The 21097-nt window shown below is 66.3% G+C and carries 18 protein-coding genes; 11 read left to right on the forward strand and 7 right to left on the reverse strand.

Annotated features, from left to right (window positions below; translation table 11 throughout):
- Together CSC74_RS00005 and CSC74_RS00010 are read left to right on the forward strand one after the other, a co-directional pair.
- Positions 1–2277 (forward strand): hypothetical protein (locus CSC74_RS00005; RefSeq protein WP_211369524.1); only part of this gene is annotated, 2277 nt, incomplete at its 5' end.
- A 3-nt stretch (positions 2278–2280) separates the two neighbouring features.
- Complete coding sequence (locus tag CSC74_RS00010; protein ID WP_162312393.1) at positions 2281–3342, forward strand: hypothetical protein; 1062 nt, start codon at positions 2281–2283, stop codon at positions 3340–3342.
- A gap of 39 nt (positions 3343–3381) precedes the next feature.
- On the opposite strand, the gene CSC74_RS00015 is transcribed toward CSC74_RS00010, so the two are convergent.
- Both CSC74_RS00015 and CSC74_RS00020 read right to left on the reverse strand, forming a co-directional pair.
- Complete coding sequence (locus tag CSC74_RS00015; protein ID WP_162312394.1) at positions 3382–3591, reverse strand: hypothetical protein; 210 nt, start codon at positions 3589–3591, stop codon at positions 3382–3384.
- Positions 3592–3708: 117 nt separating this feature from the next.
- On the reverse strand, positions 3709–4674 hold the full coding sequence (locus CSC74_RS00020) for a cation diffusion facilitator family transporter (protein ID WP_162312395.1): 966 nt from the start codon (positions 4672–4674) through the stop codon (positions 3709–3711).
- Positions 4675–4958: 284 nt separating this feature from the next.
- Here CSC74_RS00020 and lexA point away from each other — a divergent pair, with 284 nt between their 5' ends.
- From lexA to CSC74_RS00055, 7 genes are all read left to right on the forward strand, one after another.
- On the forward strand, positions 4959–5567 hold the full coding sequence (gene lexA, locus CSC74_RS00025; RefSeq protein ID WP_162312396.1) for a transcriptional repressor LexA: 609 nt from the start codon (positions 4959–4961) through the stop codon (positions 5565–5567).
- Positions 5567–6178, forward strand: a complete 612-nt coding sequence (gene imuA, locus CSC74_RS00030; RefSeq protein WP_162312397.1) for a translesion DNA synthesis-associated protein ImuA — start codon at positions 5567–5569, stop codon at positions 6176–6178. Before lexA ends, imuA begins: the two co-directional genes overlap by 1 nt.
- Before the next feature lie 9 nt (positions 6179–6187).
- Positions 6188–7612, forward strand: coding sequence for a Y-family DNA polymerase (locus CSC74_RS00035; protein WP_162312398.1), 1425 nt, complete (start codon positions 6188–6190; stop codon positions 7610–7612).
- The gene (locus CSC74_RS00040) at positions 7609–10776 is read left to right on the forward strand and encodes an error-prone DNA polymerase (RefSeq protein ID WP_162312399.1); all 3168 of its coding nucleotides are present in this window, start codon (positions 7609–7611) and stop codon (positions 10774–10776) included. The genes CSC74_RS00035 and CSC74_RS00040 overlap by 4 nt, the downstream gene beginning before the upstream one ends.
- Positions 10776–11366 carry an alpha-ketoglutarate-dependent dioxygenase AlkB family protein gene (locus tag CSC74_RS00045; protein ID WP_246192878.1) on the forward strand — a complete coding sequence of 197 codons (591 nt, stop codon included), beginning with the start codon at positions 10776–10778 and terminating at the stop codon, positions 11364–11366. The genes CSC74_RS00040 and CSC74_RS00045 overlap by 1 nt, the downstream gene beginning before the upstream one ends.
- A gap of 47 nt (positions 11367–11413) precedes the next feature.
- Positions 11414–11965 carry a YdeI/OmpD-associated family protein gene (locus CSC74_RS00050; protein ID WP_162312400.1) on the forward strand — a complete coding sequence of 184 codons (552 nt, stop codon included), beginning with the start codon at positions 11414–11416 and terminating at the stop codon, positions 11963–11965.
- A gap of 152 nt (positions 11966–12117) precedes the next feature.
- Positions 12118–12528 carry a VOC family protein gene (locus CSC74_RS00055; RefSeq protein WP_162312401.1) on the forward strand — a complete coding sequence of 137 codons (411 nt, stop codon included), beginning with the start codon at positions 12118–12120 and terminating at the stop codon, positions 12526–12528.
- Between the two features lie 114 nt (positions 12529–12642).
- Here the strand turns inward: CSC74_RS00055 and CSC74_RS00060 are convergent, their stop codons facing one another.
- The 4 genes from CSC74_RS00060 to CSC74_RS00075 all read right to left on the reverse strand — a co-directional run bounded on the left by CSC74_RS00060 (position 12643) and on the right by CSC74_RS00075 (position 15800).
- Positions 12643–13119 carry an MgtC/SapB family protein gene (locus tag CSC74_RS00060; protein WP_162312402.1) on the reverse strand — a complete coding sequence of 159 codons (477 nt, stop codon included), beginning with the start codon at positions 13117–13119 and terminating at the stop codon, positions 12643–12645.
- 175 nt (positions 13120–13294) lie between these two features.
- Complete coding sequence (locus CSC74_RS00065; protein ID WP_211369525.1) at positions 13295–14026, reverse strand: sulfotransferase-like domain-containing protein; 732 nt, start codon at positions 14024–14026, stop codon at positions 13295–13297.
- A gap of 17 nt (positions 14027–14043) precedes the next feature.
- A complete protein-coding gene (locus CSC74_RS00070; RefSeq protein WP_162312404.1) occupies positions 14044–14991 on the reverse strand; it encodes an aminotransferase class IV in 948 nt (315 codons plus the stop codon).
- A gap of 176 nt (positions 14992–15167) precedes the next feature.
- Positions 15168–15800: a DUF4142 domain-containing protein gene (locus CSC74_RS00075; protein WP_162312405.1), complete on the reverse strand. Its 633-nt coding sequence runs from the start codon at positions 15798–15800 to the stop codon at positions 15168–15170.
- Between the two features lie 287 nt (positions 15801–16087).
- Between CSC74_RS00075 and CSC74_RS00080 the strand changes: the two genes are divergently transcribed.
- A complete protein-coding gene (locus tag CSC74_RS00080) occupies positions 16088–16354 on the forward strand; it encodes a hypothetical protein (RefSeq protein ID WP_162312406.1) in 267 nt (88 codons plus the stop codon).
- 70 nt (positions 16355–16424) lie between these two features.
- On the opposite strand, the gene CSC74_RS00085 is transcribed toward CSC74_RS00080, so the two are convergent.
- Entirely contained in the window at positions 16425–17741 is a 1317-nt protein-coding gene (locus CSC74_RS00085; RefSeq protein ID WP_246192880.1) for a glycoside hydrolase family 30 protein, read from the reverse strand.
- Positions 17742–18152: 411 nt separating this feature from the next.
- Between CSC74_RS00085 and CSC74_RS00090 the strand changes: the two genes are divergently transcribed.
- Entirely contained in the window at positions 18153–20996 is a 2844-nt protein-coding gene (locus CSC74_RS00090; protein ID WP_162312408.1) for a TonB-dependent receptor, read from the forward strand.
- Positions 20997–21097: the final 101 nt, after the last annotated feature.

Raw genomic sequence — 21097 nt, forward strand, 5'->3', positions numbered from 1 at the left:
GTCGGCGCCGGGCGCGTGCCCACCCCCGCGCCCGGCGCCGACCGCGAAGCCCTGACCAGCGCGATCCGCGAACTGGTGCGCATGGACCGGCGCGAACTGCTGGTGCAACCCGACGAACGCGGCGGCGCGGTCCGCGACACCACCCCCTTCACCCTGACCGCCGCCGCGCGCAAGACCGTCTCGCGCGAGACCCAGGCCGTGCTGAAGAACCAGGGCGTGGACCTGGCCGCCACCCCCATCGACACCGCCGTGCAGCGGCTGTTCGCCGACAAATGGCTGGTGCCGGCGAAGATCCCGCACTGGCCGCGGCCGGTGGTGACCGCCCAGTCCGGCATCACCCTGCCGCCGGCGCCCGGCGCCGCGCTGGTGCAGCCGGCCGGCGTCGCCGACCTGCTGGTGGTCAAGCAGCAGATCAAGCGCTACGAAGGCGCGGAAATCGCCCACATCGAAAACGTGCTGATCGGCGAAAAGAAATCGCGCGCCCACCGGCAGCTGGAACGCAGCGAGGAAACCACCGTCAACGAAACCGAGAACACCCGCAGCAGCGAGACCGAACTGCAGAGTACCGACCGCTTCGAACTCAACCGCGAATCGTCCAGGACCATCCAGAACGACCACAAGCAGGGCTTCGGCCTGAGCCTGTCCGGCAAGTACGGGCCGACCGTGGAATTCAGCAACAGCTTCCTGGTCGAGGATTCCTCTTCCACCGAAGACGTTTCCAAAAACTCGTCGAAGTACGCCAAGGACGTGGTCAGCCGCTCGCTGGAACGGCTGACCGAACGCGTGCGCGAAGTGCGCACCCGCACGCTGATCCGCGAGACCGAGGAAACCAACCTGCACGAACTGGACAACGGCCCGCCCCACGGCACCGGCAAGCACATCAACGGCGTCTACCAGTTCCTGGACAAGGTCTACGAAACCCAGGTGTTCAACTACGGCATCCGCCAGATGTTCGACTTCATGATCCCGGAGCCGGCCTCGTTCTTCTGGTACGTGGAGAAACACCCGACCCTGGACGTGGACCTGCCGCCGCCGCCGCAGAAACTCGATCTGGTCTGCCCCAACGCCTCCTACCTCAGCGAGGACCTGGCCTTTGCCCTGGCCGCCGAGTACGGCGCCGACATCGACGGCATGCCCGCGCCGTACCTGCTGATCAACTCGGGCGCCAAGCATGGCGAGGACAACGCCAGCGAAAGCGGCCAGCCGCGCGGCGTGCAGCGCCTGGAGCTGACCGTGCCCGCCGGCTACCGCCCGTTGCGCGCGCGCGTGCGTGGCGTGGCGCTGACCGACCAGAACCCGGTCATCGCGGTCACCATCGGCAGCGAGCGCGCCCTGTGGCAGCCGCCGGCCGCGGGCCGGGTGGCGGTGAGCGGCGGCTACACCCTGGCCCACCAGCCGTCGCTGTACCTGTACCTGGACGCGGAGCCGTATGCCTTGAGCGCCGAATCCAAGCTGGGCGTGTCGATCGTCGCCTACGAGACCGCGACCTGGTCGCTGGACATCGTGGTGGTCGCCCAGCGCACCGACGAGGAGGAAGACCGCTGGCGCCTGGCCAGCTACAAGAAGATCCGCGGTGCCTACGAGGACCGCGTGCGCGAACACGAACAGAAGGTGGAACAGTTGCGCGCCGAGGCCGAGGCCCGGGCCGAGCGCGAAAACCGGATGCCGTTCGGCGCGCCGCCGGCGACCAACCGGCAGATGGTGGTCACCGAGTTGCGCAAGCACTGCTTGTCGATGATCACCCAGCAGCGCTACGACGCCTTCGACGCGACCAAGGACGCCAGCCCGCCGTATTTCGATTTCGCCGAAGCCGCGGCCGAGGGCGCCTACATCCGCTTCTTCGAACAGGCCTTCGAGTGGGACCAGATGCAGTACGTGTTCTACCCGTATTTCTGGTCGCGCAAGGCGACCTGGGTGGAGCGCTTCAGCAAGCAGGAAATCGACCCGGTGTTCCTGGAATTCCTGCGCGCCGGTTCGGCCCGCGTGGTGGTGCCGGTGCGCCCGGGCTTCGAGGCCGCGGTCAGCCATTTTCAGGAGACCGGCAAGTTGTGGGGCGGCGAAGGCGAGCCGCCGCGGATCAACAGCCCGCTGTACGTGTCGATCATCGACGAGATCCGCGAGCGCACCGGCGCGCCGCGCGGCGAAATCCCGGTCGGCGAACCCTGGGACAACCGCGTGCCGACCGCGCTGGTGCTGGTGCGGCCCGAATCGGACCTGCCGAAGTGGAAGCGCACCGCGCCCAAGGTATGGGAGTGGCTGCCGGACGAGGGGAACTGAGCCGTGGCGGCGGCCCGGACCGTGGTCTTCGTGCAGGGCGGGAAGAAGAACGAGGTCGCCTATCCGTGGATGTTCTTCCACCTGGATCCGCTGAACGACGGCAAGCCCGAAACCGTGGACCTGGTGTTCTTCGATTTCCCCGACGGCACGGTCAAGACCTGGAAGAACCTGCTGCTGAAACGCGGCAGCGCGCCGACCGCGGCGCCCGACACCGAGGTCGAGTTGCTGCCGCGCGTGAACATGCGCAATGCCGACGGCACCCTGGGCCCGGAGCGGCCGCCGATCACCCTGATGTACGACTGGGTGAAAAAACAGCCGAAGCAGTCGATCCGCAGCCTGCAGGTGTTCAGTCACGGCTGGATGGGCGGTCCGATCGTCTGGAACAGTGCCGAATACGATCCGGCCGGCAACAAGCTGGAGCCGCTGGACCAGCAGGACCGCGACCCGAACGACACCGATTTCCGGATCCGCGATTTCTTCGGTTCCAATCCGCTGGCCGGGGCCGAGGGACGCAAGTTCGCCGATGCCTTCGCCAGCGATGCGCTGATCAAACTCTGGGGTTGCGTGGCGCCCGACGGCATCCGCCAGCAGATGCAGAATTACCTGAAGGCGCCCAAGGGCAGCAAGGGCGATGCGGCGCGCAAGGCGCACCTGATCGACTATCTGGGTTCGATCGGCGACAGCTTCCCGATGATCATGGCCCAGCAGCTGGACCTTGCGGTCTGGGCCTCGCCGATCGGTTATGGCTCCGAACCCGGTGGCGAGGTGCCGACCAACCGCGGCAAGGTCAAGGTGAAATACACGGGCAAATTCCCGCCCGACCTGAAGAAGGACCGCTGGTGGCGGGTCAGCTGGTTCTTCCGCAACCAGGACGGCGGTGCGAAGTTCTACACCGATGTGCTGAAGGCGCGGATCGACGCGGTGGATTTCGTCGAACACAAGAAGTCCTGGTTCGACGACGCCAAGCGCGTGGCCACCGCCAGCGTGGAGAAAGGCCCGTTCGATTCGCCGATGGACCTGCAGCGCCGGTTGACCGATCGCATCGAAGCGCTGCGCGTGGGTTGAGGGGGCGGGGCGTCGCCCCGCGCGACTGCCTGCGGCTGCCTACTCGCCCTGGGCCATCGCGGTGAGCTTGGCCACCATGCATTCCAGCTCCGCCAGCAGGTGGCACTGGTGTTCGTCCGCACACGACTCGATCACCCCGCGTAGGCGGCCGGCCAGCGTCAGCGAAACCGGCACATCTTCGGCCTTCAACGGCGACATCAGCCCGGACAGGTTGCGCAACTGCAGCTCCGCCTCGTATTTGCTGTCCATCTGCTTGTTCCCCGAATGGCTGGGTGGGCGGAATTCCGACGCCAGCCGCATCGCGGGGCGGCAGCCTAGGCTTCCGGGGTCCGCGAGTGTTGGAAATCGTGCGGTCCGTAGCGATCCTCAAGGCGCGGGAATATCCGCATCCCCCAGCCCCGCGATGCGCTTTTCCCAAGTCGCCTGCGTCTGCGGTTTGACGAACAGCACTTGCACCGACGGGTGCGCCGCCTTGATCGCGGTTTCGATGCGGTTGACGCAGGCCTCGATCTGCGTGGTGTCCAGGGGGTCCTCGAACTCCGCACTGAGCGCGGCCACCACCTGCCGCGGGCCCATCTGCACGGTCAGCACGCCATTGGCCGAACGCAGGCCGGGGTCGGCGCCGGCGATGCGCAGGATGCCCGCGTGCACGCCCGGATCGGCGGCTTCGCCCAGCAACAGCGCCTTGGTTTCGCGCGCCAGCAGCAACGCGGTCACCGTGAGCACGCCGCCGATCGCGATCGAAGCGATGCCGTCGTACATCGGCTGCTGCAGCAGATGACTGGCGGTCACACCGGCGAAGGCGACCAGCAGCCCGACCAGCGCCGCGCTGTCTTCGAACAGCACGGTGAACGTGGTTGGATCCTTGCTGCGGCGGAACGCCTCGAACCAGCCCAGCGCGCCCTTCTCGCGGCGGAAGGCGCGCAAGGCGACGACCCACGAGGTGCCCTCGAACAGGAACGCCGCGCCCAGCACCAGGTAATTCACCCCCGGCCGGGCGATGGGCTCCGGATGCAACAGGTGGTGGATGCCTTCGTAGACCGAGACCCCGGCGCCGACCGCAAACACCAGCAAGGCCACCATGAACGACCAGAAATACAGCTCGCGTCCGTAACCGAACGGATGGCTTGCGCTGGGCGGGCGCGCCGCACGGGCGCTGCCGTACAACAGCAGCACCTCGTTGATCGAGTCCACCAGCGAATGCACGCCTTCGCTGAGCATCGCCGAGCTGCCGGTCACCGCCGCGGCCACGAACTTGGTCACGGCGATGGCGACGTTGCCCGCCAGCGCGACCAGGATCACCACCCGGGAAGAGGATTTCGTTTTCGCCATGCGAGGGCGCGGCCGGAGAGGAGGACAAGCCAGCCTAGCGAACGGCGGGGATGCGTTACGTGCACGCACGGGCTCCGATCCGGCCCACGTGTGATGCAAGGCCAGGCAGCCTAGGGTGGGCTCGCCGCATGCGGCAAAGGGCGGTTCCGTCCGGCGGGCCGGGCCCGCCCTATACGGGCGACGGATTTCCTGGGCTCATGAGACCCCGGCGGGACGGGCCTTTCGCCAGGCCCGGCTGAAAGGTTCTCGCCTCCTGCGACCGGAGGGTGTACAAATGTACACCTATGGACACCCTTCCTCCCAAACGCGCCGCCGTCCTCGCCTTCCTCCGTGACCGGGTCGAAGGGCAGGGCCAGGCGCCCAGCCTGGCCGAGATTGCCGAGGAATTCGGCTTCGCCTCGCGCAATGCCGCGCAGAAACATGTGCAGGCCCTGGTCGCCGACGGCCTGATCGAACTGGCCCCCGGGCAGAAACGCGGCATCCGCCTGGTCGGCGGGCGCGGGCCGGGGCAGATGATCTCCCTGCCGGTGCTGGGCCGGGTCGCTGCCGGCTCCCCGATCGGTGCCGACATCGGCCTGGACCAGCAACTGTGGCTGGACCGGACCCTGTTCTCGCTGGCCCCCGACTACCTGCTGAAGGTGCAGGGCGACTCGATGATCGACGACGGCATCCTCGACGGCGACCTGGTCGGCGTGCATCGCACCTCGGATGCGCGCAACGGCCAGGTGGTGGTCGCGCGCGTGGATGGCGAGATCACCATCAAGCGCTACGAGCGTGGACGTCGGAACATCCGCCTGCTGCCGCGCAACCCTTCGCACGCGCCGATCGTGGTCGAACCCGGCCAGGACTTCGCCATCGAAGGCGTCTACTGCGGACTGGTCAGGCAGGGCTGATGGGCGCCGTCGTCGCCCTTGAAACCCTGTTCGCCGCGCAGACCCTATGGCATGCCGGACGCAGCGCCAGGATCCACGCCGACGGCGAACCGACCGGCCATGCCGCACTGGACGCGCTGCTTCCGCAAGGCGGCTGGCCGCGCCGCGCGCTGACCGAGCTGCTGTTGCCGGCCGATGGCGTCGGCGAACTCGAGCTGGTGTTCCCCACGCTCGCGCGCATGACCCAGGCCGGCCAGCCGGTCGTGGTGATCGCACCGCCTTACATTCCGTATGCGCCGGCTTGGCATGCCGCTGGCGTCGACCTGTCGCAACTGCAGATCGTCGACGCCTCGCCGCGTGATGCGTTGTGGGCGTTCGAACAATGCCTGCGCAGCGGCGCCTGCGCCGCGGTGCTGGGCTGGCCGTCGCAGGCCGATGCGCAATCGCTGCGCCGGCTGCAGGTCGCCGCCGACAGCGGCGATTGCCTGGGCTTCGCTTTCCGCGACCGCAGGCATGTCGCCAACGCGTCGCCGGCTGCGCTGCGTCTGGAGCGGGCAGATGGCGCCTGGCAGGTACGAAAATGCCGCGGCGGGCAACTGCCTTCGCGCACGTTCGCGCTGGCGACGCATTGAGCCACGCGCATGTTGTGGGCCTGCATACTGCTGCCGCAGCTGGCGCTGGATTCCGTCCTCCGGCGTTTGCCCGATCCCGATAAACCGCTCGCGCTGGTCAGCGGACCCGTGCATTTGCGTCACCTGCACGCGGTCAACGCCAATGCAGCGAAAGCGGGGCTGAAACCCGGCATGCGCCTGTCCGCCGCGCATGCGCTGATGGCCGATGTGGCCACCGTCGTCCACGATGCGCAGGCCGAAGCGCGCTGGCATCGCTTCCTCGCCGCCTGGGCCTACCGACACAGCTCGCTGGTCAGCGCGCAATGGCCGGGTTGCCTGGTCCTGGAAGCGCGCGCCAGTTTCAAGTTGCTGGGGCCGTGGCCGCGTTTCGAAGCACGCCTGCGCGAAGAACTGACCGCGCTGGGATTCAGCCATCGCATCGCCCTGGCGCCGACGCCGCGCGCCGCGCGCGTGCTGGCCGGCTTGCGCGACGGACTGGCGCTGACCTCGGCACCGGCCCTGCACGAGCTGCTGGCGAAAGTGCCGGTGCGTCGCGCGGCGTTGCCCGACGGCGATGGCGAACGCCTGCATCGCATGGGCGTGCGCGACCTGCGTGCGCTGCGCGCCTTGCCGCGCGACAGCCTGCGCCGGCGCTTCGGGATCGGACTGCTCGAGCACCTGGACCGCCTGTATGGCGAAGCCGACGATCCGCTGGAGCACTACGCACCGCCGGATCATTTCGACAGCCGCATCGAACTGGGCTATGAAGTCGAACACCATCCGCCGCTGCTGTTTCCCTTGCGCCGGCTGATCAACGACCTGTGCATGTACCTCTCGATCCGCGATGGCGGCGTGCAGCGTTTCGTCCTGCGTCTGGAACACGAGAACAGGGACTCGGCCTGCGCGCACACCGATGTCGAGGTGGGCCTGCTGTCCGCCGAGCGCGAACCGGCGATGCTGTTCGAACTGACCCGCAACCGTCTGGAACGCGTGGCCATTCCCAAACCGGTGGTGGGAATGCGATTGCTGGCGCGCGAACTGCCGCCGTTCGTGCCCGCTTCGCGCGATCTGTTCGATACCCGCGCGCAACGGGCATTGCCCTGGCCGCAATTGCGCGAGCGCCTGCGTGCGCGTCTCGGCGACGAGGCGGTCTATCGCGTCGTGCCCGCAGGCGATCCGCGCCCGGAACGCGCGTGGCGCCGGGACGAGGGAAGGCCGGCGCTGACACCGCTATTGCCGTCCCGGCCACGCTGGCTGTTGCAGCGGCCCATCCCGCTGCGCGGCCACGGCCTGCGCATCGTCTCCGGCCCCGAACGCCTGGAAAGCGGCTGGTGGGACGGCGAGGATGCACGCCGCGATTACTACGTGCTGGAAACTTCGCAGGGCCAGCGCGCCTGGGCGTTCGCACGGGTGGGCGAGCAGGGCAGCTGGATGCTGCATGGCTGGTTCGCATGAAACAGTTCCCTCTGTCGCTCGAGGCGGCCAACGATCCCGGCGACCCGCCGCCCGCGTACGCCGAACTGCACTGCCTGTCGGATTTCTCGTTCCTGCGCGGCGCTTCCAGTGCCGAGGCGCTGTTCGCCCGCGCCGCGCAGTGCGGCTATGAAGCGCTGGCGATCACCGACGAATGCTCGCTGGCCGGCATCGTGCGCGCGCTTGTCGCCTCGGAAGAATCGGGGGTCAAGCTGATCGTCGGCAGCGAGTTCGAACTGGAAGACGGCTTGCGCCTGGTGCTGCTGGTGCAGACGCAGGCCGGCTACACGCATCTGTGCCAGTTGATCACCCAGGCACGCCGCGCGGCGGGGAAGGGCGAATACCTGATCACGCGCGCGGATTTCGAAGCGCATGCCGACGCCGCTGGCGTGCCCGGGATCTTCGCCCTGTGGTTGCCGGGCCGCAGTCCCGACGCGGGCGAGGGCGTCTGGGTGCGCGAGACCTTCGGCGAACGCGCCCGGCTGGCGGTGGAACTGCACCGCGACCGCGACGATGCGCAGCGGCTGCAGGAACTGCTCGCGCTATCGATGCAATTGTCGTTGCCGGCGGTCGCCGCGGGCGACGTGCACATGTGCACCCGGCGCACGCGCGCACTGCAGGACACGATGACCGCCATCCGCCACGGAGTGCCACTGGCCGAAGCGGGCGCGCATCTTTTCCGCAACGGCGAGCGCCACCTGCGCAGCCGTCGCGCCTTGGGAAATATCCATCCCCCTGCCTTGCTGGACAACGCGGTAAGCGTCGCGCGGCAATGCAGCTTCGACCTGCGCAAGCTGGAATACGTCTATCCCGCCGAACTGGTGCCGCCGGGCGAAACCCCCGCCAGCCACCTGCGTGCGCTGACGATGCAAGGCCTGCGCGTGCGCTGGCCCAACGGCACGCCGGCGAAAGTGATGCAGACCATCGAAGGCGAGCTGGCGCTGATCGCCAAACTCAAGTACGAGGCCTTCTTCCTCACGGTAGAGGACATCGTCCGTTACGCGCGCAGCCTCGGCATCCTCTGCCAGGGCCGCGGCTCCTCGGCCAACTCGGCGGTCTGTTTCGCACTGGGCATCACCTCGGTGAATCCCGAGGAAAGCCGCCTGCTGATGGCCCGCTTCCTGTCCGAGGAACGCAACGAGCCGCCGGACATCGACGTGGATTTCGAACACGAACGCCGTGAGGAAGTGCTGCAGTACGTCTACAACAAGTACGGGCGCGAACGCACGGCATTGGCCGCCACCGTGATCCGTTACCGCGGACGCAGCGCCCTGCGCGACGTGGCCAAGGCCTTCGGCCTGCCACCGGACCAGATCACGCTGCTGGCCGGCTGCTATGGCTGGGGCAACGGTGAAACGCCGATGGAGCAGCGCCTGGGCGAAGCGGGGTTCGATCCGCAGAATCCGCTGATCACGCGCATCCTGACCTTGACCCATGCCCTGCACGGCCACCCGCGCCACCTGTCGCAGCACGTGGGCGGTTTCGTCATCTCCGATACGCCGTTGTGGAATCTGGTGCCGGTGGAGAACGCGGCGATGGCCGAGCGCACCATCATCCAGTGGGACAAGAACGACCTGGAGGAAATGAAACTGCTGAAAGTCGACTGTCTGGCGCTGGGCATGCTGACCTGCCTGCGCAAGGCGTTCGACCTGGTGAAAACGCATCGCGGCCTTGTCATGGATCTGGCCAGCGTGCCGCCGGAGGACCAGCCGACCTACGACATGATCCAGCTCGCCGACACGGTGGGCGTGTTCCAGATCGAATCGCGCGCGCAGATGAGCATGCTGCCGCGGCTCAAGCCGAATTCCTTCTACGACCTGGTGGTGGAAGTGGCGATCGTGCGTCCCGGACCGATCCAGGGCGGCATGGTCCATCCCTATCTGCGCAGGCGCATGGGCAAGGAAGCGCCGGATTACCCGTCGGAGGGCGTCAGGGAAATCCTCGAGCCGACTCTGGGTATCCCTCTGTTCCAGGAGCAGGTCATGGAGCTGGTGATCCATGCGGGCTATAGCGGCAGCGAAGCGGACAACCTGCGCCGTTCGATGGCGGCCTGGAAACAGGGCGGCGACATGGAGCCGCATCGCGCGCGCATCCGCGAACTGATGGAAGCCCAGGGCTACACGTCGGCCTTCATCGAGCAGATCTTCGAACAGATCAAGGGCTTCGGTTCCTATGGATTCCCGCAGAGCCATGCGGCCTCGTTCGCCAAGCTGGTGTACGCCAGTTGCTGGCTGAAACGCCATGAACCGGCCGCCTTCGCCTGCGCACTGCTCAATGCGCAGCCGATGGGGTTCTATCCCGCCAGCCAGATCGTGCAGGACGCGCGGCGTGGACGGCAGGCGAGGGAGGCGGTCGAGTTCCTGCCGGTGGACGTGGCCTGCAGCGATTACGACAACACACTGGTGGGCGGCTCGCTGCGCGGCGACGGCGATGCGGGCGAACAGCCGGCGATACGCCTGGGATTCCGCCAGGTCGGCGGACTCTCCGAGCAAGCGGCCCTGGCGATCATGGCTGCGCGCCAGCGGCAACCGTTCCATGACATCGCCGACCTGTGCCTGCGCGCGCCGCTGGATGAAAAGGCGCGCAGTGCGTTGGCCGAGGCGGGCGCGCTGCAAAGCCTCGCCGGCAATCGCAACCGGGCGCGCTGGATGGTCGCGGGTATCGAACGCCAGCGCCCGTTGCTGCCCGGCAGTCCGGAAGAACGATCGATCGAGTTGCCTGCACCGCGGATCGGCGAGGAAGTGCTGTCCGACTACCGCGCACTGGGACTTACCCTGCAGGCGCATCCGCTGTCGCTGTTGCGCGACCGGTTGCGCGCGCGCCGTCTGCTGGGTTCGCGTGACCTGATCGACAAGCGCCACGGCAGCAGCGTGCATGCGGTGGGCCTGGTGACCAACCGGCAACGTCCGCAGACCGCGAGCGGAACCATATTCGTGACCCTTGAAGACGAACACGGCATGGTCAACGTGGTGGTGTGGGAACACGTGGCCCAGCGCGGGCGCAAGGCGCTGCTCGGCGCCAGCCTGCTGGCGGTGCGCGGGCGCTGGGAACAGGTGGACGGCGTGGCCCATCTGATCGCGAAGGACATGCAGGACCTCAGCGCGATGCTTGGCGGTTTGCAGACTTCATCGCGGGATTTCCACTGATGCCGGCTGCCGCGTTCTCGCTGGACCTGTTCGTCGGGACGATGACGCAACTGGTGGACGATGCCGAAGGCGGCATCCGCTACTGGCCGGGATTCATCGAGGCGCGACTGGCGCAGCAGTGGTTCTGCGAATTGCAGGCGAGGGCCGCATGGACGCACCTGCAGCGCCCCATGTACGACCGCATCGTCGACGTGCCGCGCCTGATCGCCTCCTACCGCGCGGACGCATTTCCACCGGATCTTCCGCTGGCGGTAATGCTGGCGCACGTGCAACAGAAAATGTCCGCGCCCTACAACGGAGTAGGGCTCAACCTCTACCGCGATGGCAACGACAGCGTGGCGATGCACAACGACAAGCTGCACATTCTCACCGCCCCGCATCCGATCGCCCTGGTCTCGCTGGGCGACCCACGGCGCATGCTGATCCGCACGAAAGCAGGCGACCGGCGCACTCTCGCCGTGGACCTGGAGCCTGGCAGCCTGTTGTGCATGAGCCACGCCTCGCAACTCACCCACGAGCACGGCATACCGAAAACGAAAAAGCCGCAAGGTCCACGCATCAGCGCGGTGTTCCGGGTCAGGCCGATTTAGGTCCTGTTCGACAGACAGTTAACGACTGCCAGTGCTACCTTTCCGTCATGGCCAAATCCACCGAAGCGATCAAGTTCAAGGCAAAGCTCTCGCGTCCCGCCGAGCCGAGGGGCGCGGCGTGGACCTTCCTGGTGCTGCCCACCGCCGCCAGCAAGAAGCTGCCGACACGGAGCATGGTCACCGTCGACGGCACGCTCGAAGGCCAGCCCTTCCAGGCCACGCTCGAGCCTGATGGCCAGGGCAGCCACTGGCTCAAGGTCGAAAAGAAACTGCGCGAAGCGGCCGGCGTCGCCGCGGGCGACAGCGTCGCGCTGGAGATCGCGCCGGTGGAGAAGGAGCCGGAACCCAAGGTGCCCGCCGACCTCAAGCAGGCGCTGGCCGGCAACCCCGCCGCCAAGGCGACCTGGGGCGAGATCACCGCGGTGGCGCGGCGCGACTGGATCCACTGGATCACCTCCGGCAAGAAAGCCGAGACCCGCGTGAAACGCATCGCCGTGGCCTGCGACAAACTCGCCTGCGGCAATCGCCGCGCCTGCTGCTTCGACCGCTCCGGCATGTACAGCAAGGGCAACATGGGCGCGCCCGAAGCGGCGGAATAAAACCGTAGGGTGGGCCTTGGCCCACCAGATGGAACATCGCCACCTTCCGGTGGGCCAAGGCCCACCCTACCGAGGAGCGTGCCACGCGTTTGTCGATTTCAATCCCTGTCGCTCGTCGCCGGTACATACCCACCACCGAAAGGACAGCACCCATGCCGCGCATGATCTTCGTCAACCTGCCCGTCACCGACCTTGCCGCCTCGATGAAGTTCTACGAGGCCCTGGGTTTCCGCAACAACCCGCAATTCACCGACGCCACGGCCGCCTGCATGGTCTGGAGCGAGGCCATCAACGTCATGCTGCTGACCTACGACAAGTGGCGAACCTTCACCAGCCGCCCGATCCCGCCCAATACCTCCAGCGAGGTACTGCTGGCCATTTCCCTGGACGATCGCGACGCCGTCGATGCCATGAATGCGGCCGCTGCCGCCAACGGCGGCAGCGCCGACATCAACCCGAAGCAGGACCTCGGCTTCATGTACAACCGCAACCTGGCGGATCCTGACGGCCACGTATGGGAAGCCATGTGGATGGATATGGCCGCGTTCCCCACCGGCGAGTGACGGGATACATCGCCTCACCGCCGGCAACGCGCAAGGCGGGTCGACCAAGATAGTCGCCGTGCCAATCATCGTAAGGCGGGTCTCGAGCCGCCTTACGGCCCTGCACACTTCCACTCAGGGCTCGTCATTCCGCATGAGCTTTGGAATGGCGTTGACCACCGCCAGCGCGATCAGCGTGGTCGCCAGCGCCATGACCCCCATGCCCATGCCGGCGGCCATGCCCACGGCGGAGACCATCCAGATACCGGCCGCGGTGGTGAGGCCCTCGATGCGCTCGTCGCGTTCCAGCTTGATGATCGCGCCCGCGCCGAGAAAACCGATGCCCGACACGATGCCCTGCATCACCCGCGTCACATCGCCCGGATCGATCCCCGACAACAACGGCGCCATCACGAACAACGCCGACCCTATCGACACCAGGATGTGGGTCTTCAGGCCCGCTGCGCGTCCCTTGCTCTCGCGCTCGAGGCCCAACATCCCGCCGAGTATCGCAGCCACCAGCAGGCGCACCACCATGACCGTGGTGGTATCCGCATCGGGCAGGGCGAATTCCCTGGCCAGCGCCTCGCCGATCTCCGCAGTCACACTCATGCAGGCTCTCCCGGTTGCGGGCGGCGCGAGCCGGCAAGACCCGCGCGACAGATAAGGATTGTCTACGGGCGGCCGTTAGGGATGCGTATCCGTCCAGTGCGCCGGCAGAATCCATGGGGCGGTCCCGATGAGCCCATCCGATGGGCCGGGAGCCAACCCCATGAGAGGTTCACCCTTACCGCATCCGCAACCCGTGCAGCCGCTCGTAATGCGGCCTGCATTCCTCGGCGACTTGCGCCGCCGCGCCCGACAGGGTGATCTCCTTTTCCGCCGGCGCTTCGAAGCCGGTCGATTCCCACACATGCGCATACCAGTGCGGCGCCCAGATACCGTCGCTGGCGCGTGGGCCCTTGGGCCAGTGCAGCATGCGTTCGGTGAAAGGGATGCCCAGCCACCCGCACAGCGCGCGCAGGTGCGGTTCCGGGGCGCGCAGGAAATCGCCGGCATCGATGATCGGCGGCGGCGAACCGGTCGCGCACAGCTCGTCGTACAGCGCCACCTGCTGCGGCAGGCCGATGTCGTTGGCGGTGACCGTGGCCCGCGATTTCACGTAGGACGCCACCACTTCGCGCGGGTCGCGGATCAGCAGCACATTTCGCAAGCCTGCGATCCATGCATGGTCCATGTGCGGCAACAGATGGTGGGTCATGTGCTTCTGGTACCACACCGCCGCGCCACCGGGCGCCGCGCCCAGCAGCGAATCCACCACCCGTCGCCAGTCGCTGTCGCCATCGGCGATCACTTCCTCGCGCGCCGGATGGTCCAGCCCGGTGTGGTCCAGGTAATGCGCGTACAGCGGCTCGTCGCTGACCGCGCAATCGCCGCGGTTTTCCCAGGCCCGCATCATCGCCGTGGAAATATTGCGTGGGCCCGACCACATGGCCATCCGCACAACTTCGGTCGACACACCCATTCCCGACGCACTCATGCAGGACGAACGCGCGCGGCCGCATCGGCCGCGGCGAACGCGCGATACAGCGACTGCAGGCGCTGCACCATCGGCCCGCGCGCATCCTCAGCGCGTGGTTCATTGCCGACCCCGCGCTGGTCGACCGTATGCACCGGCACCACCCCGCCGAAGGTGCCGGTGACGAAGGCCTCGTCCGCGCCATACACATCGGTCAGGCTGAAGGACTTCTCGAACACGGGGATGCCGTTCTCGCGGCAGAGGGTGATGATGTTGGCGCGGGTGATCCCGCCCAGGCAGTACTGCCCGGTCGAGGTCCACACCTCGCCCTTGCGCACGATGAAGAAGTGGGTGGAATTGCAGGTGGCGACGAAACCGTGCGGATCCAGCATCAGCGCCTCGTCCGCGCCCGCGCCATAAGCCTGGATGCAGGCGGTGATGCAGTTGAGCTTGCTGTGCGAATTGAGCTTGGGGTCCTGCACGTCCGGCGCGCCGCGGCGCACGTGCACGGTGAACAGCGAGAGCCCGCGCGCGGCGGTGTCGGTGGAGGCGGTCTTGTATTCTGGGATGATGACGATGGTGGCCGGGCCGATTGTGACGCGTGGGTCCTGGTAAGGCGTGCTTTTCACTCCGCGGGTGACCATCAGGCGGATGTGCACGCCGTCGCCATGCATGTTGTTGGCGTCGAGCGTGGCATAGATCGCGCGCGTCAGCCGCTCACGGTCCAGGCCGATGTCGAGCAGAATCGCCTTGGCCCCTTCGTACAGGCGGTCCAGGTGCGCGTCCAGGAACAGCGGATGTCCACCGAGCACGCGGAAGCCTTCCCACACGCCGTCGCCGAGCACGAAGCCGCTGTCGAACACCGACACCATCGCCTCGCTGCGATGCTTCATCACGCCGTTGATGGAAATGAGGGTGTCGGCGTTGCGTGGATCTTCGGCCGAATGCTGGGTGCCATGGGTCATGCGCGGTCTCCTGGGGTCGGACCGATGGTAGCCGCTGCACTTTCGCCTGTCTTTGTCCCTCAGGTTGACTTCCTTCGGGGCTTGGATCCGGACTCGCCGGATCCCATCGCATGGGGCCGGAACGCGCAGGGCGAACCCGCCCAGGCGGGTTCGCCCTGCATGGCCTTTCCCGCTGCTTACGCGGGCGGCGCGCCCTGCAGCTTCCTGGCCGCTTCCAGATGCGCCATCACATGTTCCCGCGTCTTGCTCAGATGGTCGCGTACCGGTCCCAGCGAGGCCAGCGAGAGCAGGCGGCCGTCGATCAGGGCCAGGACTTCGGTGTGGCCTTTCACCATCGCGTCCACGTAGGCGGTTTCGTATTCCTTGCCCGACAACTTGCCCAGTTCGGCCAGGTCGCTGGCGCCTTTCTCCTTCATCGCCTGCACCTCCGGCGTGTCGGCCAGCGCGCCCAGCGACTTGGTCTCGACCAGGTTATCGGTGTGCTGCTTTTCCATCATGCTGGCGTAATCCATGACCGCGGCCGAGACCTGCTTCGACTTGGCCTGCTGCGCCGCCTGTATCTCATGGTCGTCGACCGCGGCCAGCAGGCCCAGGGCCAGCGCATCGTCGTTGGCGGGCGTGGCCGCGGGTGCGGTGCCGTCGGCATTCGCGTCCGTCGGTAGGGCAGCGGTGGGATCGCTGGCGGGTGCCGATGCGGTGTCGGCGATGGCCGCTTCCGGCGTGGGCGAATTTTCCGGATCGTCGCGGCGATCGCAGGCGCTGGTCAGGGCCAGGGCAAGCAGGCTGAAGGCGAGCAGGGGAGTCTTCATGGGGAGGATTCCTGGAGGGGTGTGCCTGCACCCTGACTCCGCGGCCGTGAAGGGCATGCTAAAAAACCCATCGGGAGTCTTCGTAATCAAGTTCGTGTTCATCGTGTGGAGAAGCGGAAGACAGGATCAGGATCAAAGGCACGCAAGGGAGAAGGTAAATCCGGATCTGTGGAATGTGGTTCGGGATTCCGTTTATCGCAAAGTAGGGTTGTTGGCGGCTTCATGACATCGGCTTCCGGGTGCGACAGGTAGCATCGGCGCGTCGTCTTTCCATCGAGGAATACCTCATGTCCGAGGAAACCGCCAAGACCCCGCTCGACCACGTCGCCGACACACTGTCGCAACTCAAGGAGATGCGGCATTACTCGAAGAACAACGTGGAGATGCTGACCACCCAGTGGCTGTTGTTCGACGGCGAGCTTGCGAAGTTGAAGCAGGCGACGAAGATCGAGAACCTGATGATGCGCCAGAGCGAATTCCACGACGCGCTGGAAACGGCCATCGCCGAACTGGAGGAAGTGAAGGCGGAACTGCAGCCTGCGCCGGAGGAATGACGCTGCCGTTGTGGGAGGGGCTTCGGCCCCGAGGCTTCACCGGCTTCTGCGGTCGGGGCTGAAGCCCCTCCTACAAGTGACGCGGACGCGGCGTCCAGCGGAAGGTCGCCACGCTGCTGGCGGGCAGGGTGTAGTTGAAGCGCCGGTCCTGCTGGCTGACCGCGACCGTCCGCGGTTGCGGATTGGAGTTGACCACGATCAGCACCACCGAACCGTCGTCGCTGTTCTGGAAGGCGACGTTGTCCAGGCCGTCATCCGCGGTTGCGGTGGAGGCGATGCGGTACGCGTCCTGGCGCACGAAGCGGCTGGCGTGGGCCAGTGCGTAGTAGCCGTTGTTGCGGGTCACGGCCCCGGTCTTCGAGTCGATGGCGACCACGCCGATGCAGGTGTCGCAGCCGCCCGCGTGCGGGCCGCCTTTTTCGTCGAGCGCCAGATTCCAGAACAACACGCCGCGCGCCCAGTGCCGGGTGGTCTGCACGATCAATTCCCGCGCCTGCAGCGGCAGTCCGCCGCTGAGGACCGGTTCCCAGGTGCCGTCCGAGCATTCGGTCATGTATGCGTCCTTGCCGGGGAACGCCTCGTGCACCGGCGATTGCGCGGCGACCTCGCCGCCGTAGCAATGCCAGGCCACGGCGGCCACGTGCGGGCCCGCGGCCGGATCGGACAGCACCGCCATCGGCTCCTGCGGTTTGTCCCAGTTGTGGTCCCAATCGAAGATCAACGGACCCTTGCCGCGTTGCGCGATCAATGGGCCGAGGTGGTCGCCGATCAGGCGCGCGCGTGCCGGTGCGTTCAAGCGCATGCCGGGATAGTCCGCGGGTTCGTAGTCGGGTTCGTTCTGCACGGTCAGGGCGAAGATCGGGATGCCTTCGGCCGCGTACGCATCCACGTACTTGAGCAGGTAGCGGGCGAACGCATCGTAGTACTCGGGACGCAACTTGCCCTTGATCAGGCTGTCGCTGTCCTTCATCCATCCCGGCGCGCTCCACGGCGAAGCCATCACCTGCAGGCGCGGGTTGATGCGCAATGCCTCGCGCGCGACCGGGACCACGTCGTCCAGGTTGGGCGCGATGCTGAAATGTTGCAGTTGCGGATCGGGCCGGCCATCCGGCGGATCGTCCAGGCTGTAGTGATGGCGGGAGAAATCGGAGGCGCCGATGGTCAGGCGGGTGAACTCCAGGCCGATGCCGTTGCCGGAACGGCCGAACAGTTCCTGCAGCAAGGCCAAGCGCTGTTCCGGCGTCATCTTTTTCCGGATCAGCCAGGCCGAGGCATCGGTGATCGAGGCGCCGAAGCCGAGCATGCGCTGGTAGCGGGTGCCGGTGTCCACCTCGATGCTTGTCGCGGTGTCCGTCGCCGTTTCCGCGGCCTCTCCGCTGACGGCCACGGACTGCAGTGCCAGGCGGTGGTCGGCGGTGGTGACCCAGGCTTCGACCCTTGCCGCGGGTTGTTGCTGGACAGGTGTCTTTGCAGGCGCTGCCGGGGGAGCAGGCGCGTCGTTTTTGCACGCGCTCGCGATCGCGAAAAAAACCAGAAGCAGGACCGCTTCGGGTCTTGCCTGCCGGCGAGGAGACGGGGAGTCCATCTGCTTTTCTCCATTCCGATTCATGAACGGATATTGCGGGATATTCGTGCGCTGGTGCGTGTTGCGCCGCAACTGTAACGATGCGTTTCAACCGTTACATGCGACAAAAAGCGAGGCGGGCGCGGAAGGAAGTCTGGGTGATGCACGTGATGATTGACAAACCATACGCGTAAATATACGACAGCGCTGTCAGCAACTTTCCGGAGAGGATAGATGGCCCCCCTGAACAAAGCAGTGAAACCCTCGTTCATTTCCCCCTCTTCGATACACCGGCATGCGCACCGGCATGCATTGGCCATCGCCTGCTGCCTGGCCCTGTTCGGCGCGCAACCGGTCCTTGCCCAGGACGCGGCAACGGTCCCCGCGGAGCAAGCGCCCGCGCAGCCGGATGTGAATACGCTGGACGCCGTGGTGGTGAAGGGCATCCGCAGCAGCATCGCCAAGTCGGTGGAGACCAAGAACGAATCCAGTTCGATCGTCGAAGCGATCTCCGCCGAGGACATCGGCAAGTTGCCGGACATCAGCATCGCCGATTCCATTTCGCGCTTGCCGGGCCTGGCCACCCAGCGCGTGGACGGGCGCTCGCAGGTGATCAACATCCGCGGCATGTCCGAGCAGTTCGCCGGAACCCTGTTGAACGGGCGCGAGCAGGTCAGCACCGGCGACAGCCGCGGCGTGGAGTTCGACCAGTACCCGGCGGAGTTGATCAACGCGGTCACGGTGTACAAGACCCCGGACGCGAGCATCGTGGGGCAGGGCCTCTCGGGCACCGTCGACCTGCAGACCATCCATCCGCTGGACCTGAGCGAGCGCCGCATCGTGTTCAGCGGGCAGGGCGAATACAACTCGCTGGGCAAGCTGACCGCCGGCGGCGACCACACCGGTTATCGCGCCGCCGCATCGTATGTGGACCAGTTCGCAGACAACACGATCGGCGTCGCGCTGGGCATCGCGCGGCTTGATTCGCCGTTCCAGGAGGAGCACTACAAGCAATGGTGGTGGGCCAGCGGCGACACGACCAATGGCTGGGGCGCACCCAACCCGCAAGCCGGGAAGCCGAGCGACGCCATCGCACTGCAGGGGTCCGAAGGCTGGATCAAATCCCGCAACCTGACCCGCGACGGCGTTATGGGCGTGCTGGAGTTCAAGCCCAACGACACCTGGCACAGCGTCCTCGACCTGTACTACTCCAAGTTCGACCAGGACGAGACGATGCGCGGGACGATGTGGAGCAACGACCCCTGGTTCGCCAACGTCGATGCTCCTCTCGACGCGAACGGCAACCCGATCCCCAATGTCGACTACGCCAACGTGGGCGTGAGCGACTACCGGGGTTATCCCTTCGTCACCAGCGGTACGCTGGTCGGCGTGCAGCCGATCGTGCGCAACGACAACAACACGCGCGAGGACAAGCTTTATTCGGCGGGCTGGAACAACAGCTTCGCATTCGATCCGTTCACGTTCAATGTCGACCTGAACTATTCGCGCGCCGAGCGCGAACAGTCCACGCTGGAAACCTATGCCGGGCTCCTGGACCCGCAGATCGTCGATTTCGAGATTCCGCTGAGCAACCGGTTCGGACATTACTCGCTGCCCGACCTATCCGATCCCGCTGCCGTCTACCTGTGGGATCCGCAGAAATACGGCCATGACGGGCGCATGGAGGATTCCAAGCAGACCGACATCATCAAGGCGGCCCGGTTCTCGTTGAACCGCGTGGTCGAGTCGTCGGATTTCCTGCGCAGCTACGATGTCGGCGTCAACCTCAACCGTCGCAGCAAGGAGAAGACCGCGCAGGTGTATTTCGCCGACCTCAAGAACGGGCGCACGCCGACCCTGGTCGATCCGTCGCTGCTGTCCTCGCCGACCTCGCTGGGTTTCCTTGGCATGGGCGACGTGCTCACCTACGATCCGCGCGCGCTGCTCGGCCAGTACTACGACGTGAACCTGAGCGAGAGCAACGACGACGTGCTCAAGGACTACATCGTCGAGGAGGACGTCAAGACGTTCTACTTCCGGGCCAACCTCGACATGGACGTAAGCGATCGCATCCGCCTGCGCGGCAATGCCGGTTTCCAGTACATCCGCAGCGAACAGTCGTCCACCGGCTTCAACGCCAACAACGGCATCGTCGCCGGTTCGCAGAAGATCGACGCTTCCTACGGCGACATCCTGCCGAGCCTCAACCTGGTCGCGGACTTCGGCGATGGCTGGATGGTGCGCTTCGGCTGGGCCAAGACCCTGATGCGCGCGCCGATCAACTACCTCAGCGCGGCCAGTTCGGCCAGCGTGAACCAGTTCGGCGAGTGGTCCGGCAGCGGCGGCAACCCGAAGCTCGAGCCGTACCGTGCCAACGCCGTCGACCTGTCGTTCGAGAAGTACATCGGCGATGCGAGCTACGTCGCCTTGGCGCTGTTCTACAAGCAGCTCGAGTCCTATGTTTTCCAGCAGGAAATCACCGGCTGGGATTTCACCGACTATCCCAATGACAGCGGTTACACGCCGCATTCCAACATCGGCAGTTTCTACACGTGGGCCAACGGCAGCGGTGGCTACATGCGCGGCGTGGAGTTGAGCGCGTCGCTCTCCGGCGAGCTGTTGCATCCGGCGCTGGAAGGATTCGGTGCGCAGGTCAACGGGTCGTACACCGAATCGTCGATCGACCCCGACGGCCCCGGAGGGTCGGCCACAGACACGATCCCCGGCCTGTCCAAGATCGTCGCCAACGCCACCGTCTATTACGAGCGCCACGGATTCTCGGCGCGGCTGAGTCAGCGCTACCGCGACAAGTACCGCGGCGAGTACAGCTCGCTGTTCGGGCAGCGCCAGCTGCGCTACACGCTTCCCGAGCGCCAGTTGGACATGCAGCTGAGCTACGACTTCGCCGATGGCAGCCGCTTGCATGGGTTGTCGCTGCTGTTCCAGGTCAACAACCTCAACAACTCGCCGTTCCGTACCCAGGTCAGCGAGGCTTCCGGCTCCACCGGCCTGTTGCTGCCCGAGGAATACACCGAGTACGGCCGCCAGTACATGCTCGGATTCCGTTACGAGCTGTAGCCGGGTCGCAGGTGCAGGCGACCGCGTGGCCTGGCCTGGATGGAGCGCAACGAAATGCCAGGCGAGCGGCTTCATCCGGAGGGCCGAATCTGCCCTTGCGA

Source organism: Pseudoxanthomonas yeongjuensis (genome assembly GCF_010093345.1).
Taxonomy (GTDB): domain Bacteria; phylum Pseudomonadota; class Gammaproteobacteria; order Xanthomonadales; family Xanthomonadaceae; genus Pseudoxanthomonas_A; species Pseudoxanthomonas_A yeongjuensis.